We start from the raw sequence: 17136 nt of genomic DNA on the forward strand, positions 1-17136 counted from the left end.
ATTCTTTCCAGGCGGTCTCCCAGCCGCCGCAACGGAGTACATGATGGCCTCGGTTACAATCTACACCCGCCAGCTCTGCGGCTTCTGCTCGCGGGCAAAGTCGCTTCTTGAAAAGAAGGGCGTCGACTATGTCGAGCATGACGCGACCTTCTCGCCTGATCTGCGCAAGGAAATGATCCAGAAGGCGAACGGCCGCGCGACGTTCCCGCAGATCTTCATCAACGACGAACATGTCGGTGGCTGCGATGACCTGCATGCGCTCGATGCCGCCGGCAAGCTCGACGCCATGCTGGCCGCTTGAGACAGAAAGAGGTTTGATCCGATGACCGTCAAGGTGGCCGCAATCCAGATGTGCTCCGGCGTCGATCCGGAAAGGAACGCGAGCGACATGGCGCGTCTCGTGCGTGAGGCGGCGGCCCACGGCGCCGTCTATGTGCAGACGCCCGAAATGACCGGAGCTGTGCAGAAGAACAGGCCCGGCCTGATGGCGGTTCTGAAGGACGAGGGCAACGATCTGATCGTCAGGACGGCGCGCTCGCTTTCGGCCGAGCTCGGCATCCACGTCCATGTCGGCTCCACCGCGATTGCCCTGGGTGACGGCAAGATCGCCAATCGCGGGTTCCTCTTTGCTCCGGATGGCGAACTGGTGTGCCGCTACGACAAGATCCACATGTTCGACGTCGACCTCGACAATGGCGAGAGCTGGCGTGAAAGCGCCGTGTATCGACCGGGTGAGGCGGGGCTGGTCGCATCGCTGCCGTTCGGCAACATGGGGTTTGCGATCTGCTATGACGTTCGCTTCCCGCATCTTTTCCGTTCGGAAGCCATTGCCGGCGCTGACATCCTGACGGTTCCGGCGGCCTTCACCAAGCAGACGGGCGAGGCGCATTGGGAGATCCTGCTGCGGGCCCGCGCGATCGAGAATGGCGCCTTCCTCATTGCCGCTGCGCAGGCCGGATTGCACGAAGACGGGCGCGAGACGTTCGGGCATTCGATGATCATAGACCCCTGGGGCAAGGTGCTGGCGTCTGCCGGCGGCACGGGCGAGGGAATTGTGCTTGCCGAAATCGATGTCGCCGATGTAAAGGCGGCGCGCGCGAAAATCCCGAACCTGAAGAACGGCCGGGAATTTTCCATGCAATCTGCTGGCAAGGGTTCGAAGGGAGAGGCTGCAGCTTGATCCGCTATTCCTTGATTTGTGACGAAGCGCATGCGTTCGAGGGCTGGTTTTCCAGCAGCGGCGATTTCGACCGTCAGGTCGATCTCGGGCTGGTGTCGTGTCCGACGTGCGGCTCGGTCGCGGTCTCCAAATCACTGATGGCGCCGTCGGTCTCGACGTCCAGGAAGAAGGAAGACCATCAGGCTCTGGCGACGAACGCCGTGCAGCAGGCCGCATACGCGAAACTGAAGGAAGCCATCGCCGAGATCAAGGCGAAGTCGGAGGACGTCGGCGCCCGGTTTCCTGAAGAAGCCCGCAAGATCCACTATGGCGAAGCGGAGGCGCGCGGCATTATCGGTCAGGCCAAGGCCGAAGACGTGCGGTCGTTGCTCGAGGAAGGCATCGAGGTGGCGCCGCTGCCGGTGTTGCCCGACGACGTCAACTGACCGATGCGTCTGGCGATCTATAACTTCGGTCTTTTCCGGGGGGCGTATGAATCGGATCAGGTTGAAGGATTTCGCCTTCGCGAACCTTTCAATTTTGCGGCTGCTGAGGCTGCGACCGGATTTGTCGCTCGCTCGGGATATGAAGGGGAGGGGCCGTCTTGCTGGGGGCCACAAGTCTTTCCAAGGTTCATCAAGGACAGCGGCTTCGAAACGGCGCCATCGTCTCTTTCGCTCTGGGAGAGCCTGGAAGCATTGATGGCGTTCACCTATTCGGGTGTTCACGCCGATGCCTTGAAACACGCCCGTAACTGGCAAGTGGAGAAGGCGTGGCCTGCCTTGGTTCTGTGGTGGGTTCCTATGGATCGGCTGCCTTCATGGGCGGAGGGTGTCGAACGCTTCGAATATCTTCACGACCGCGGGCCGAGCCCGTACGCGTTCCATTTCAAGAGGCCGTACGACTGCGAGGGGCGGGAAGCCGCTTTGAACAGAGAGCGGGTGCGCGAGATGTCTGCTCGCAATATCGAGGGCCAACGCGATATGCTCGCCGCTGTTGGAAGCCTGAAAGTCTGAGCCTCAGGCCGGTCTCTTCGCCACCACCATGTAATTGACGTCCATGTCCTTCGACAGGTTCCAGCTGTTTGTGAGCGGGCTGAAGAAGACGCCGGTGCGCTGGAAGATTTCCATGCCGGCTGCGTTCAGCGGCTTTTCGATCTCGTCCGGGCGGACAAGCTTCTCGTACTGGTGCGTTCCGCGCGGCAGCCAGCGCAGGACATATTCGGCACCGAAAATGGCAAGCGCTGCCGCCTTCATGGTGCGGTTGATGGTGGCGACGAACATGAGACCGCCGGGGCGTACCAGATTTGCGCAGGTGGTGAGAAAAAGCTCGACATCGGCGACGTGCTCGACGACTTCCATGTTCAGGATGATGTCGAAGGTCTCTCCGGCTTCGGCGAGGTCTTCGGCCGTCAGCGCCCGATAGTCGACAGCGGTGCCCGTTGCCGCGGCATGGGTGGAGGCAATGCCGATGTTCTTTTCGGACGGGTCGATGCCGGTGACTGAGGCGCCCATGCGGGCGACCGGTTCCGACAACAGGCCGCCGCCGCAGCCGACATCGAGAACCCTCAGCCCCTCCAGCGGGGCGGAGACGTTTGCCTGGCGGCCGAAATGGGCAGCTGCGGTGTCGCGAATATAGGCGAGGCGGACCGGATTGAACTTGTGCAGCGGCTTGAACTTGCCGGTCGGGCTCCACCATTCCGCCGCCATGGCCGAGAAACGATCGATTTCGCTCTGGTCGACTGTGGTGCGGGCTTCGGCGGCGCTCATGGCATTTACTCCCTTGTGATTATGTTGAAATCGGGTGAATAGCCGACGAAGTCAAGTGCCGGGACGTCGCGGCCGGGCACCGCCATTCTCCCATTGCGCCCTCGGCCGGATTTCGCTAAGAGACCGCAACTTCGCTCCCCGGCTCCGGTGGAGCGTTTTCGTATGTCCGGCGCCGCAAGACGTCATCTGAACACTACCGGAATTGGCCATGGCTCGTATTGTGATGAAATTCGGCGGAACGTCCGTCGCAGATCTGGACCGCATTCACAACGTTGCACGCCACGTCAAACGCGAAGTCGATGCCGGTCACCAGGTGGCAGTCGTGGTGTCTGCCATGGCCGGCAAGACGAACGAGCTCGTCGGCTGGGTCCAGAACATGCCGAAGGTGACGGGCGCCAACTCGCCTTTCTACGATGCGCGCGAATATGATGCGATCGTCGCTTCGGGCGAGCAGGTCACCTCCGGTCTCCTCGCCATCGCCCTTCAGTCGCTGGGCGTCAACGCGCGCTCGTGGCAGGGCTGGCAGATCCCGATCAAGACCGACAGCGCCCATGGCGCGGCCCGCATCGAGGATATCGACGGCACGGAGCTGATCCGCCGCATGGAAGAGGAAAGCCAGGTGGCGGTCGTCGCCGGCTTCCAGGGCATCGGCCCCGACAACCGCATCGCGACGCTTGGCCGTGGCGGCTCCGACACCAGCGCGGTTGCGATCGCCGCCGGCATCAAGGCCGACCGTTGTGACATCTACACCGACGTTGACGGCGTCTACACGACCGATCCGCGCGTCGAGCCAAAGGCCCGCCGACTGAAGAAGATCGCGTTCGAGGAAATGCTCGAAATGGCCTCGCTCGGCGCCAAGGTGCTGCAGGTCCGCTCTGTCGAGCTTGCCATGGTGCACAAGGTCCGCACCTTCGTGCGCTCCAGCTTTGATGATCCCGATGCGCCGGGCATGGGTGATCTTATGAACCCGCCCGGAACGCTGATTTGTGACGAGGATGAAATCGTGGAACAGGAAGTCGTAACCGGCATTGCCTATGCCAAGGATGAAGCCCAGATCTCGCTGCGCCGTGTTGCCGACCGGCCGGGCGTGTCCGCCGCGATCTTCGGGCCTCTGGCCGAAAACCACATCAATGTGGACATGATCGTGCAGAACATCTCCGAAGATGGCTCGCGCACCGACATCACCTTCACCGTGCCGTCGGGCGATCTCGACAAGGCCATGGCCGTACTCGGCAAGCAGAAGGATGCCATCGGCTACGACGTGATCCAGAGCGAGCGCGGGCTGGTCAAGGTGTCGGTCATCGGCATCGGCATGCGCAGTCATGCCGGCGTTGCAGCCTCCGCCTTCCAGGCGCTGGCCGGCAAGGGCATCAACATCAAGGCGATCACCACCTCGGAGATCAAGATTTCTGTGTTGATCGACGAAGCCTATGCCGAACTGGCTGTCAGGACTTTGCATTCCTGCTACGGTCTCGATAAGAGTTGATATCGGCCGGGTGCCTTTCGAGAATCGTTTACGACTTGAGATTGTCCCGGACATGATTCTAGGCATTCGGGAGCGCTTATGCGATGAGAGATCTGTCGACAGGTCCGCGTGTTCTGCTGAAGCGGCTGCGCGAACTGATGGCGGAGCCGCTCGAACCGCAGGAGCGCCTTGACCAGATCGTCCAGCAAATCGCCCGCAACGTGGTTGCGGAGGTTTGCTCGGTCTACGTCCTGCGCGCCGACGGCGTGCTCGAACTCTACGCCACCGAAGGTCTCAACCCCGACGCCGTCCACCTTGCCCAGCTGAAGATGGGGCAGGGCCTCGTCGGTACGATTGCGGCGAGCGCCCAGCCTTTGAACCTGTCGGACGCGCAGTCGCATCCCGCCTACCGCTACCTGCCGGAAACCGGCGAAGAAATCTATCATTCCTTCCTCGGCGTGCCGATCCTCAGAACCGGGCGAACGCTTGGCGTTCTCGTCGTCCAGAACAAGGCGCAGCGCAACTACCGCGAAGACGAGGTCGAGGCGCTCGAGACGACGGCGATGATCCTCGCCGAGATGATCGCGACGGGTGAACTCAAGAAGATCACCCGGCCCGGCATCGAACTCGACCTGACGCGTCATGTCGCGATCGACGGCGACAGCTATAACGAGGGCATCGGGCTCGGCTATGTCGTGCTGCACGAACCGCGCATCGTGGTCACCAATCTCCTGAACGAAGACACGGACCAGGAAATCCGCCGGCTTGCCGACTCCCTTGGCTCTCTTCGGATTTCGATCGACGACATGCTGTCGAGACGCGACGTGTCGATGGAAGGTGAGCATCGCGAGGTGCTGGAAACCTATCGGATGTTTGCCCATGACCAGGGCTGGGTTCGCAAGCTGGAAGAGGCGATTCGCAACGGTCTGACGGCTGAAGCAGCCGTCGAAAAGGTGCAGAGCGATACGCGGGCGCGGATGATGCGTCTGACCGATCCTTATCTGCGTGAGCGGATGCATGACTTCGACGACCTCGCCAATCGCTTGCTTCGCCAGCTGACCGGTTACAGCACCAGCGTTGCCGGCAAGGTTGCCAATGGTGACGCGATCATCTTCGCCCGTGCGATGGGCGCGGCCGAGCTGCTCGACTATCCGCGCGAAAACCTGCGCGGCCTCGTGCTGGAAGACGGGGCTGTGACGAGCCATGTGGTCATCGTTGCCCGCGCCATGGGAATTCCGGTTGTCGGCCAGGCGGCCGGCGTCGTGGCGCTTGCCGAAAACGGCGACCCGGTGATCATCGACGGCGATGATGGCAAGGTGCATTTGCGGCCCGTTCCGGACCTGCAGGTCGCCTATCAGGAAAAGGTGCGGCTCAGAGCCAAGCGCCAGGAACAGTTCCGCGCGCTGCGGTCGGTCGACCCTGTGACAAAGGATGGTCAGCGGATCAACCTGCAGATGAATGCGGGCCTTCTGGTGGATCTGCCGCAGCTGGTGGATTCCGGCGCCGATGGTATCGGTCTGTTCCGCACCGAACTGCAGTTCATGATCGCTTCGACCATGCCGAAGACGGAAGAGCAGGAGGAGTTCTATCGCTCCGTGCTCAACCAGGCCGGCAAGCGGCCCGTCACCTTCCGCACGCTCGACATCGGCGGCGACAAGGTCGTTCCCTATTTCCGACCGCACGAGGAAGAAAACCCGGCGCTCGGCTGGCGCGCGATCCGGTTGGCGCTCGATCGGCCCGGCCTGTTGCGCATGCAGTTGCGGGCGCTGCTGAGAGCGGCCAGCGGCGGCGAGCTGAAGGTCATGCTGCCGATGGTGACGGAAGTCGCCGAAATCCGTCAGGCGCGCGAGCTCCTGCAGCGGGAAGTGCAGCATCTGTCGAAATTCAGCCATCCGCTGCCGAAGAAGCTGCAATTCGGCGCGATGATCGAAGTGCCGGCGCTGCTTTGGCAGCTCGACGAGCTGATGCAGGAAGTCGATTTCGTCTCCGTCGGGTCCAACGATCTCTTCCAGTTCTCGATGGCGGTCGATCGCGGCAATGCGCGCGTTGCCGACCGGTTCGACAATCTCGGTCGGCCGTTTTTGAGGATTCTGCGGTCCATCGTCGAGGCGGGCAAGCGCAACAAGACGCCTGTGACGCTGTGCGGCGAAATGGCCGGCAAGCCGCTGAGCGCTATGGCCTTGCTCGGCATCGGCTTCCGCTCGATTTCCATGGGGCCGGCTGCAATCGGTCCGGTCAAAGCCATGCTGCTGGGCCTCGACGTCGGCATGCTGGCGGAGATCATGACCGCGGCGATCGACGATGAAGCGTCGCGCGTACCGATCCGCGACCTCCTGAAGCGCTTTGCGGAAGCGCACAATATTCCCATTTAGCAGGCCCGTCTGGCTTGCAACGATAACAAGAAGACCGGAGAGAAGGGTGGCGAAGCTTCCTGTAGAAAAGATGCGTGAGCTGGAGCGGCGGTTCGGCGAAATCGAGGCCCGCATGTCGGCGGGCCCGGCTCCGGACGTCTACGTCAAGCTGGCATCGGAATATTCCGAACTGGAGCCGGTGGTCAAAAAGATCCGCGAATATGAGAAGGGCGTTTCCGAACTCGCCGATCTGAAGGCGCTGCTGGCGGACAAGGCGACCGACCGCGAGATGCGCGAACTGGCCGAACTGGAAATCCCCGAACTCGAGGAGCAGATCGAGGCCTTGGAGCAGGAAATGCAGATCCTTCTCCTGCCGAAGGACGCGGCCGACGAGAAAAGTGCGATCCTCGAAATCCGCGCCGGCACCGGTGGCTCCGAGGCCGCGCTGTTTGCCGGTGATCTCTTCCGCATGTACGAGCGCTTTGCAGCGGCCCACGGCTGGAAGGTCGAGATCCTGTCGGCGAGCGAAGGCGAAGCCGGCGGCTACAAGGAAATCATCGCGACCATTTCCGGCCGCGGCGTGTTTTCGAAGCTGAAGTTCGAGTCCGGCGTTCATCGCGTCCAGCGCGTGCCGGAAACCGAAGCGAGCGGGCGCATCCACACCTCGGCGGCGACGGTCGCCGTATTGCCGGAGGCCGAGGACATCGACATCGAGGTTCGCCCGGAAGATATCCGTATCGACACGATGCGCGCATCGGGTGCGGGCGGCCAGCACGTCAACACGACCGACTCTGCGGTGCGCATCACGCATCTGCCGACGGGCATCATCGTCACCAGTTCGGAGAAATCCCAGCACCAGAACCGCGCCAAGGCCATGCAGGTGTTGAAAGCACGCCTCTACGACATCGAACGCCAGCGGGCCGAAAGCGAACGCTCGGCCGACCGCAAGAGCCAGGTCGGCTCGGGCGACCGGTCGGAGCGCATTCGCACCTATAATTTCCCGCAGGGCCGGCTGACCGACCACCGCATCAACCTGACGCTCTACAAGCTCGACCGTGTGATGGAAGGCGATCTGGACGAAGTGGTCGACGCGCTGATCTCCGATTATCAGGCGGGCCAGCTCGCCCAGCTCGGAGCGCAGGGGTGACGCAGGTCGCGACCCTTTCGGCGCTTCTGTCCGAGGTGCGCCAGGCATTGCTCGCCAGCGGTATCGAGGCGGCGGCAACGGATGCCAGGACGCTGGTCTCGGGATTGCTCGGTCTGTCGGCGACGGACATGCTGACCCGGGGCGACCGGGGTGTTTCGGCCGAAGAGCGGGAAAGGATCATGGCGGCGGTCTCGCGGCGCGTCGCCCGGGAGCCGGTTCATCGTATTTTGGGTTCCCGCGAGTTCTACGGCCTGACCCTGTCGCTGTCGCCAGCGACACTTGAGCCACGGCCGGACACCGAAGTTCTGGTCGATGCCGTCTTGCCGCATCTGCAGCGGAGAGCGGCGGAGAATGGCGAAGCGCGTATCCTCGATCTCGGTACCGGAACCGGAGCGATTTGCCTCGCACTTCTGCACGAATGCCAAGACGCAACCGGAGTAGGCTGCGACATTTCGTCCGATGCAGTGGATACCGCGATCCGCAACGCACACCTGAATGGTCTGCAGGACCGCTTTACCGGAACCGTCAGCGACTGGTTCGGCGCGGCCGAAGGTCGCTTCGACATCATCGTCTCCAATCCTCCCTACATTCGCTCGGAGGTCATCGCGATGCTGGACCCGGAGGTTCGCGAGCATGACCCGATCGCGGCGCTCGACGGTGGCAAAGACGGGCTGGAGGCATACAGGATACTGGCTTCCGGTGCCGATGCGTTTCTGAAGCCGGGCGGAATTGTCGGTCTGGAAATCGGTTTCGATCAGCGCGAGAGCGTATCGCAACTTTTTGCCGCATCCGGCTTTCGCTGCCTGCAGACGGTTTCGGACTATGGCGGCAATGATCGCGCGCTAGTGTTCGAGCGGCAATAGCAGATGGGCAGTGGACACAAGCCCCCAGATTTTACCCAAAGTGAAGAAAAAGCTTGGAATTTGGAATGAAGCGGGCTAGTTTGCCCGTACGCGCCGGGGAGCTGAAAGACGAATGAGATTCGTTTAGGTGCGGATTAGCCTGGGGGTAATTCTCTTTCGAGAGATGCAAGGCTGAACAAGTCCCGGTACGTGAATCAGGTAATTTGATTTTCACCAGCGGCAGACACCTAGATGTGGTTTGCCTGCGGCTTGCCTGACGTGGCCAGTTTTTCGGCACGATCGGCAAAGCCATATTGACAGCACAGCATGAGAGTTCAGGTGATCGATAGATGAGGCCAGGGCAGCAAAACAAGCGTGGTCGTGGGCGTAACAACAACGGCGGCAACAATAACAACAATAACAACTTCAACAGGAAGGGCGCCAATCCGCTCACCCGGACTTACGACAGTTCCGGTCCTGATGTTAAGATCCGCGGTACCGCCCAGCATATCGCAGAAAAGTACTCGGCTCTGGCGCGCGACGCACAGAGTTCCGGCGACCGCGTGATCGCCGAGAACTACCTGCAGCATGCGGAACACTATAACCGCATCATTGCAGCCGCACAGGCGCAGATGCAGGAACGCTTCCAGCGCGACGACCGCAATTTCGATTCCAATGACGAAGACGGCGATGACGACGATCGTGTCGACAACGGCGGCAACGGGTCGTCCTCCGAACATTCCGGCAAGCAGTCTTCCGGCAACAACAGCCAGGCTCAGCAGCCGGTCGTTGACGGCAGCGGTCCGCAGCCGGTGATCGAAGGTGTTCCGGCGGAAGTCGCCGCCGAAGAAGACGAAGCGGCAGCATCCGCTGGCGAGGGCAAGGCCGAGCGCGGCCAGACCCGCCGCCGTGGTGGTGCCAATCGTTCGCGCCGGACACCGCGCAAGTCTGCCGGCGGGCAGGGTGAAGACGGCGGTTCGTCCGGTGAAAGCGGCGAGCCCGCACCGGTCATGGCCGAGGCGGCTTCGGACTGATTTCCGTCTGCGCTCTGACAGAATTGTCAAACGTCAAAACTCCGGTTCGCGCCGGAGTTTTTTCGTTTGAAACTCTCTTTAAATGACCAGACATCCCTCCCATATGGATATCCGAAAGGTGTCGGCTGAAGCGGCCGATGCCGATGGCGGGCTTGCCTATCAAGGGAGCCCAATCCAACCCAATCTCCTTGCGCCGCAACGGGCGAGGGGACCCTGTGGAGGTAAGACATGAACATGGAAAAATACTCGGAGCGGGTCCGGGGCTTTCTGCAATCCGCTCAGACCTACGCGCTTGCCGAAGGTCATCAGCAATTCACACCCGAACATATCCTGAAAGTGCTTCTGGACGACGACCAGGGCATGGCCGCGTCGTTGATCGAACGCGCCGGCGGCAATGCCAAGGAAGCCCGTATCGGCAATGATGCAGCGCTCGCCAAGCTCCCGAAGGTGACCGGCGGGAACGGCCAGATCTATCTTGCCCAGCCGCTTGCCAAGGTGTTCTCGACTGCAGAAGACGCGGCCAAGAAGGCCGGGGACAGTTTCGTCACGGTGGAACGCCTGTTGCAGGCGCTTGCTATCGAGACGACGGCTTCGACCGCCGCCACGTTGAAGAAGGCGGGCGTGACGCCGACGGCGCTCAATCAGGTCATCAACGATATCCGCAAGGGGCGCACTGCTGACACGGCCAATGCCGAACAGGGCTTCGACGCGCTGAAGAAGTTCGCGCGCGACCTGACGGCGGAAGCCCGCGAAGGCAAGCTCGATCCGGTGATCGGCCGTGACGACGAGATCCGCCGGACGATCCAGGTGCTGTCGCGCCGGACGAAGAACAACCCGGTCATGATTGGTGAACCCGGCGTCGGCAAGACGGCGATCGCCGAAGGTCTGGCGTTGCGCATCGTCAATGGCGACGTGCCGGAATCCTTGAAAGACAAGAAGCTGATGGCGCTCGACATGGGCTCGCTGATCGCCGGTGCGAAATACCGTGGCGAGTTCGAGGAGCGGCTGAAGGCGGTTCTCAACGAGGTGCAATCGGAAGCCGGTCAGATCATTCTTTTCATCGACGAGATGCACACGCTTGTCGGTGCAGGCAAGGCGGACGGCGCCATGGATGCGTCCAACCTCTTGAAGCCGGCGCTTGCCCGCGGCGAACTCCACTGCGTCGGTGCAACGACGCTGGACGAGTACCGCAAGCATGTCGAGAAGGACGCAGCCCTTGCCCGCCGCTTCCAGCCGGTCATGGTCGACGAGCCGACGGTCGAGGACACGATCTCGATCCTGCGCGGCCTGAAGGAAAAGTACGAGCAGCACCATAAGGTCCGCATCTCGGATTCGGCCCTGGTTGCGGCTGCGACGCTGTCCAACCGCTACATCACCGACCGCTTCCTGCCGGACAAGGCCATCGACCTGATGGACGAAGCCGCATCGCGGTTGCGCATGCAGGTGGATTCCAAGCCCGAAGAGCTCGATGAACTCGACCGGCGGATCATCCAGCTGAAGATCGAGCGTGAAGCCTTGAAGAAGGAAACCGACCAGGCGTCCGCCGATCGGCTGAAGCGCCTCGAGGAGGAACTCGCCTCGATCGAGGAAGAAGCCGATGCCCTGACCGCCCGCTGGCAGTCGGAGAAGCAGAAGCTCGGCCATGCGGCGGAGCTGAAGAAGCAGCTCGACGATGCTCGCAACGAACTCGCAAATGCCCAGCGCGCCGGTGAATTCCAGCGGGCAGGGGAGCTTGCCTATGGCATCATCCCGCGTCTCGAGAAGGAACTTGCCACCGCCGAAGAGAACGATGGCGCCGAAACCGGCAGCATGGTTCAGGAAGTGGTGACGCCGGACAACATCGCGCATGTCGTTTCCCGCTGGACCGGAATCCCGGTCGACAAGATGCTGGAAGGCGAACGCGAAAAGCTGCTCAGGATGGAAGACGAACTGGCGAAATCCGTCGTCGGCCAGGGCGATGCGGTGCAGGCCGTGTCGAAGGCCGTTCGCCGTGCCCGTGCGGGGCTGCAGGATCCGAACCGTCCGATCGGCTCGTTCATCTTCCTGGGGCCCACCGGTGTCGGCAAGACGGAGCTCACCAAGGCGCTTGCCCGGTTCCTGTTCGATGACGAAACCGCGATGGTCCGCATGGACATGTCCGAGTACATGGAAAAGCACTCGGTCGCTCGTCTGATCGGCGCTCCTCCCGGCTATGTCGGATACGAGGAAGGCGGCGCTCTGACGGAAGCGGTTCGCCGCCGGCCGTATCAGGTCGTGCTCTTCGACGAGATCGAAAAGGCGCATCCGGATGTGTTCAACATCCTGCTGCAGGTTCTCGATGACGGCCGTCTGACCGATGGCCAGGGCCGGACCGTGGACTTCAAGAACACGATCATCATCATGACCTCCAACCTGGGCGCGGAATTCCTGACCCAGCTTGGCGAGAACGATGACAGCGAAGTCGCCCGCGAGCAGGTGATGAATGTCGTGAAGAGCGCCTTCAGGCCGGAGTTCCTGAACCGTATCGACGACGTGATCCTGTTCCATCGCCTGCATCGCAGGGAGATGGGGGCCATCGTCGACATCCAGATGAAGCATCTTGTGTCGCTTCTGGCCGAGCGGAAGATCACGATCGCGCTGGACGAAGACGCCCGCGAATGGCTCGCCAACAAGGGTTACGACCCGGTCTATGGTGCGCGTCCGCTGAAGCGTGTGATCCAGAAGTTCGTGCAGGATCCGTTGGCCGAGAAGATCCTCGGCGGCGAGATTTCCGACGGCTCGGACGTCAAGGTCACGTCCGCCTCGGACCGGCTGCTGTTCTCGACCCGAAAGTCGGTCGCGCAGGCGGCCTGATCCGGCGCTGCAAAGCCCTGAAATCGAAATTGGCGGTCCATCGGGCCGCCAATTTTGTCTGTCGCGGCGCATCCGCTCCTGCTAGGAAGCGGTACGCAATTTCGACAGGTGGTTCTCGTGAACGTTTCAGACATCGTTATTGCCGGCGACACGCCGGGCGTCAGCTATCGTATCCCGGTTCTCAGGTTTTCCGGCTCTAGCAGCGGCGCCCCGAAGGTCTACATGCAGGCGGCATTGCATGCCGGCGAACTGCCGGGAACGGCGGCCCTGCATTTCCTTTGCCAACAGCTTCGCATTGCCGAAGAGCGAGGCGAAATCGTCGGCGACATCACGATTGTGCCGCAGGCCAATCCGTATGGCACGGCGCAGTGGTTCTCCGGAGAGATGCAAGGGCGCTTCGATCTCAATTCGCGGGTCAACTTCAATCGCGAATTTCCGCTGATATCCTTTGATGACCGGGATGCATTGCTGGTCGACATCGAGCGTCGTCCGGCGGTCGAGCAGATCAAGCGGCGGCTGATGCGCATGGCATTCGACGCCAATATCGTTCTCGACCTGCATTGCGACGACGAGTCCCTGCAATATGCCTATCTCGAAAAGGAAGTCTGGCCGGAAGCCGCCGATCTTGCGACCGCGCTCGCCATGGATGCCGTGCTGATTGCCGATGGTGAGAGCTCGGCATTCGACGAGGCGGTCGGTTATGCCTGGAAGCGCGACAGTGCGCGAGGCGAGGCGGAGCGTTTCCGCGGGCGTCTGGTCACGACCGTCGAACTGCGCGGCTGGCGCGACGTCGATGCCGGCCTTGCCCGGAAGGATGCTGACGGTTTGATGGCCTTCCTCAAGATGCGCCGCGTCGTTTCCGGCTCGGTTCCAAACCTGCCGGGCTTCACCGGGCCCGTGACCCCGCTCGACCACATCGAGATGATCCGCGCGCCGCAGGCCGGGACGATCCTGTTTCATCGGGAGCCGGGCGATACCGTCGCCGCCGGCGACGTGCTCGTCACGCTGATTACCGCCCCCGGAATGGCTGGCGGCACACTGGAGGTCACCGCTCCGCAGGCGGGTCTGGTGATCACGAGGGTTTCGAAGCGGTTCACCGCTGCCGGGGGAGACCTGATGAAGATCGCATCCGCCCGGCCTTCCACGCGACAGAGAAAACCGGGCGCACTGGAAAGCTGAGGGCTGCAAGCGCAGCCTTCTCCATGCGAGCGGCCGGTCTCAGTTGATCGAAGCGACTTCCTTGTCGTCGTCCTTGACGCCCAGCAGGGCATCGATGCGCTTGCGTTCGGATTCGAACTTGGCGAGCGCTTCGCCGTCCAGCGAATTGCCGCTCGGCAGGCGGATCTTCATGGGATCGACCTTGGTGCCATTGACGATCAGCTCGAAGTGCAGGTGCGGACCGGTGGACAGGCCGGTCGTGCCGATGAAGCCGATCACCTGGCCCTGCTTGACGCGCTGACCGCGCGACAGGCCCTTGGCGACGGCGCTCTGGTGGTTGTACGAGCTGACATAGCCGTTCGCATGCTGGATCAGCGTCTGCTTGCCGTAGCCGCTCGTCCATTCGCCGGCCTTGATGACGACGCCGTCACCGGCCGCCAGGATGGGCGAACCGATCGGCGCGGCCCAGTCGACACCGGGATGCATGCGGGCATATTTCAGGATCGGATGGCGGCGCATGCCGAAACCGGAGGTAAAGCGGCCGTTCGGAACGGGTTTGCGCAGCAGGAACTGGCGTACGCTCTTGCCGTTCTCGTCATAATAGTCGACGGAATTGTCGTCCGGATCCTGGAAGCGGTAGAAGCGCTTGTCGAGATCGCCGAGCTTTGCGTGGACGAAGAGCAGTTCGGAGTCTTCCGTCGCCTTGCCCTTCTCGTCGGATACCGAGAAGAAGGCCTCAAGCGTGTCCTTCGGCTTCACCTTTGCCTGGAAATCGACATTGCTGCCGAGCAGGCGGATGATCTGCGCCGTCATCGACGGGTTCATGCCGTAAGCGAGCGAGGCCTGGTAGATGGCATCATAGACCCGGGGAAGGTCGTGCCGGCCTTTCGGTGGCGGCGGAGCATCGTCATTGAAGGCGGTGTCGACGGCGTCGAGATGGGCAGGCTCCGATGCGGTCACGAAGCGGCCCTTGTCGTTGATCGCGACGGTACCGAAGTGCTCCTGGTCGCGGTAGACGCTGGCGCGGATGACGGTCGCGTCCTCTCCCTTCTGCAGGACGCCGATGCGTAGCACATCGCCTTCCTTCAGGTCCTTGGAGCCAATGGTCTCGGCGAGCTTGGGGATGATCGCCTCGGCATCCTTCTCGGAATAGCCGCCGTCGTTCAGCGCCTTCTCGATCGTCATGTCCTGGCGGATCGGCAAGACGTCGTCGGCATATTCAGGGGTGTCCGGCGTGACGCTGTCCGGCATGGCGACCGAAAGGTTCTGGTCGACGATCTTGGCCGTTAGGCCTGCGGAAAGGCCGAGATCGAGATCGTCATTGGCGAAGCGCCGGGGGTCGACATAGGAGAGAGAGGCGAGCTGCGTCTGGCCGTCGGAGAGAACCGAGCCGTTGGAGCGGACGTTTTCCTCGATCTCGGACAGCGTCATCATGCCGGCGAAGGGATAGGGGGAGGCCTTCAGCGGAAAATCTTCCGTCTTCAGGCTGACATCGGAATCCACGTCGGAGGCGTAGATGAGACCGGTGCGCAATGTGGCTGGCGCCTGCTTTATATTCGCAGCGAATATGTTCAACGGATCGAAGGGCGGGTAATCGTCCTGATCCGAGTGGTCGGTTGCCAATGCCATGGTCACATGCGCGAAGGGCATGCGGCGAACCACTTCCTTCTTTCCGTCGTTGGTGACGGTCGCGACCTCCATGATCGTCCGGTCGGCCTGTTTGGGCGCCAGTTTGGTTTCCAGCAGCCGCTTGCCCCGCACGACATTGTCGGCGGAGGCGCCGTTGCCGGCATTTTCGGTCATCGCATAGGCTTCGGCGGGGATCGCGAGCTGCTGGCGGCCGTCGAGCGCGGCAAAAAGGGCAACGCCCATCAGCACGCTCGACGTGATACCGGTCAGGAATGTTCCCGCGAGCCAGCGCAACGAAACGTCGCGACGGTCGGGAGCCTTGCGGCCGTCAGCGAGAATAGGCGCTTCATCGCCGAGCGAGCGCGCTATCGCGCTCTCAGCAGTGGTGCCAATCAATACCTGTCCCCAATCGAGCGTCTCATCCCAAGTTCCAAGCAGGATGTGCCTGTTTTCGGCGGTTGAGTCAAATCTGAAACCGCCTGTTAATAATCCGTTACCGCGAATGGTGAATCACCTTTTCTGGGGATGCGGGTTTTTCCGGGCGAAATTGAGGCTCGCAAGGCGTTGGACGGCCGGGAACGACCTTTGTCCACCGGGATGACGAAAAGGGCTGTCATCGGCATGTTGCTAGCATGGCACGGACCATCGGTGCGGAGACCGCAGCAGAGATCCATATAGGGAAGGTCTGTGACCGAAGGCTGCCGAAATCAGTCACCAGATGCCTTCATTCAGCCAATGGAGGAGGTGCGGAAGCCCCGATCCTTGCGATCGGCGTCCGGAGCCACCATATATAGTGCGAAGCCCTATGGTTAACGTCCATTAAGGCGCTCCTTTTCGGGTGAAATCGCAAATTCCTATTTATAATCAGTGCGTTGTGATTTTTTGAATTTTTTCTGACGAGTTGTGTTGACTTGATTTGGGTGGTGGGCTTATAAGCTGCGTCACCGACGGAGCGGCGGTTGCTTCCAGCGACTGGCGCGGCTGTCTCGAAAGATCCCTGAGATTGGCTGAGATGCTGATTGGGCTGAGACTTTAAGGGTTTTGGCTTTGGGGCTTTGCTTTGACCGGGTTTACCGGTCAGTTATTTGACAATTGAATAATGATTAGGAAAGAGAAACGTGGGCGGCGAAGCTTGCGGGATCTATTCCTTGTCGGGTAAGTTCCGACCTGCACGAATGGCGTAATGATGGCCAGGCTGTCTCCACCCGAGACTCAGTGAAATTGAAATCGCTGTGAAGATGCAGTGTACCCGCGGCTAGACGGAAAGACCCCGTGAACCTTTACTACAGCTTGGCACTGAACATTGAGCCTACATGTGTAGGATAGGTGGGAGGCTATGAAGCGAAGACGCCAGTTTTCGTGGAGTCGACCTTGAAATACCACCCTTGTATGTTTGATGTTCTAACTTAGTCCCATTATCTGGGACAAGGACAGTGCCGGTCTCCTCCTAAAGAGTAACGGAGGAGCACGAAGGTTGGCTAATCCTGGTCGGACATCAGGAGGTTAGTGCAATGGCATAAGCCAGCTTGACTGCGAGCGTGACGGCGCGAGCAGGTGCGAAAGCAGGTCATAGTGATCCGGTGGTTCTGAATGGAAGGGCCATCGCTCAACGGATAAAAGGTACTCCGGGGATAACAGGCTGATACCGCCCAAGAGTTCATATCGACGGCGGTGTTTGGCACCTCGATGTCGGCTCATCACATCCTGGGGCTGAAGTCGGTCCCAAGGGTATGGCTGTTCGCCATTTAAA

General features: G+C 61.3%; 13 protein-coding genes and 2 other annotated features. Of the genes, 11 read left to right on the plus strand and 2 right to left on the minus strand.

All coding sequences use genetic code 11. The features are described 5' to 3' along the window. Positions 1 to 43 precede the first annotated feature (43 nt). From grxC to NN662_RS04405, 4 genes are read left to right on the plus strand one after another with little or no spacing between them, the layout of a single operon-like run. A complete protein-coding gene (gene grxC, locus NN662_RS04390; protein WP_261929095.1) occupies positions 44 to 301 on the plus strand; it encodes a glutaredoxin 3 in 258 nt (85 codons plus the stop codon). A gap of 21 nt (positions 302 to 322) precedes the next feature. Beyond that, positions 323 to 1180 carry a carbon-nitrogen hydrolase family protein gene (locus NN662_RS04395; RefSeq protein WP_261929096.1) on the plus strand — a complete coding sequence of 286 codons (858 nt, stop codon included), beginning with the start codon at positions 323 to 325 and terminating at the stop codon, positions 1178 to 1180. Then, positions 1177 to 1605 (plus strand): DUF1178 family protein, encoded by a 429-nt coding sequence (locus NN662_RS04400; RefSeq protein ID WP_261929097.1) that lies wholly within the window; start codon positions 1177 to 1179, stop codon positions 1603 to 1605. The genes NN662_RS04395 and NN662_RS04400 overlap by 4 nt, the downstream gene beginning before the upstream one ends. A gap of 3 nt (positions 1606 to 1608) precedes the next feature. Then, positions 1609 to 2175, plus strand: coding sequence for a DUF3291 domain-containing protein (locus NN662_RS04405; protein WP_261929098.1), 567 nt, complete (start codon positions 1609 to 1611; stop codon positions 2173 to 2175). Positions 2176 to 2178: 3 nt separating this feature from the next. Here the strand turns inward: NN662_RS04405 and ubiG are convergent, their stop codons facing one another. Further along, on the minus strand, positions 2179 to 2928 hold the full coding sequence (gene ubiG / locus NN662_RS04410; RefSeq protein WP_261929099.1) for a bifunctional 2-polyprenyl-6-hydroxyphenol methylase/3-demethylubiquinol 3-O-methyltransferase UbiG: 750 nt from the start codon (positions 2926 to 2928) through the stop codon (positions 2179 to 2181). Between the two features lie 208 nt (positions 2929 to 3136). Between ubiG and NN662_RS04415 the strand changes: the two genes are divergently transcribed. The 7 genes from NN662_RS04415 to NN662_RS04445 all read left to right on the plus strand — a co-directional run bounded on the left by NN662_RS04415 (position 3137) and on the right by NN662_RS04445 (position 13778). Further along, the gene (locus NN662_RS04415) at positions 3137 to 4414 is read left to right on the plus strand and encodes an aspartate kinase (RefSeq protein ID WP_261929100.1); all 1278 of its coding nucleotides are present in this window, start codon (positions 3137 to 3139) and stop codon (positions 4412 to 4414) included. A gap of 83 nt (positions 4415 to 4497) precedes the next feature. Next, a complete protein-coding gene (ptsP, locus tag NN662_RS04420) occupies positions 4498 to 6765 on the plus strand; it encodes a phosphoenolpyruvate--protein phosphotransferase (RefSeq protein WP_261929101.1) in 2268 nt (755 codons plus the stop codon). A gap of 46 nt (positions 6766 to 6811) precedes the next feature. Beyond that, positions 6812 to 7891, plus strand: coding sequence for a peptide chain release factor 1 (gene prfA / locus NN662_RS04425; RefSeq protein ID WP_261929102.1), 1080 nt, complete (start codon positions 6812 to 6814; stop codon positions 7889 to 7891). Next, entirely contained in the window at positions 7888 to 8754 is an 867-nt protein-coding gene (prmC, locus tag NN662_RS04430; RefSeq protein ID WP_261929103.1) for a peptide chain release factor N(5)-glutamine methyltransferase, read from the plus strand. Before prfA ends, prmC begins: the two co-directional genes overlap by 4 nt. A 329-nt stretch (positions 8755 to 9083) precedes the next feature. Then, on the plus strand, positions 9084 to 9767 hold the full coding sequence (locus NN662_RS04435; RefSeq protein WP_261929104.1) for a DUF4167 domain-containing protein: 684 nt from the start codon (positions 9084 to 9086) through the stop codon (positions 9765 to 9767). Positions 9768 to 9995: 228 nt separating this feature from the next. Then, positions 9996 to 12599 (plus strand): ATP-dependent chaperone ClpB, encoded by a 2604-nt coding sequence (gene clpB, locus NN662_RS04440; protein WP_261929105.1) that lies wholly within the window; start codon positions 9996 to 9998, stop codon positions 12597 to 12599. Between the two features lie 117 nt (positions 12600 to 12716). After that, positions 12717 to 13778 (plus strand): succinylglutamate desuccinylase/aspartoacylase family protein, encoded by a 1062-nt coding sequence (locus tag NN662_RS04445; protein WP_261929106.1) that lies wholly within the window; start codon positions 12717 to 12719, stop codon positions 13776 to 13778. A gap of 39 nt (positions 13779 to 13817) precedes the next feature. On the opposite strand, the gene NN662_RS04450 is transcribed toward NN662_RS04445, so the two are convergent. Continuing rightward, positions 13818 to 15755, minus strand: a complete 1938-nt coding sequence (locus NN662_RS04450; protein WP_261931859.1) for a M23 family metallopeptidase — start codon at positions 15753 to 15755, stop codon at positions 13818 to 13820. A gap of 900 nt (positions 15756 to 16655) precedes the next feature. Further along, positions 16656 to 17016 (plus strand) — a sequence feature (23S ribosomal RNA rRNA prediction is too short). Positions 17017 to 17087: 71 nt separating this feature from the next. Further along, positions 17088 to 17136: a sequence feature (23S ribosomal RNA rRNA prediction is too short), on the plus strand.

Source organism: Rhizobium sp. NRK18, from assembly GCF_024385575.1.
Classification (GTDB): domain Bacteria; phylum Pseudomonadota; class Alphaproteobacteria; order Rhizobiales; family Rhizobiaceae; genus JANFMV01.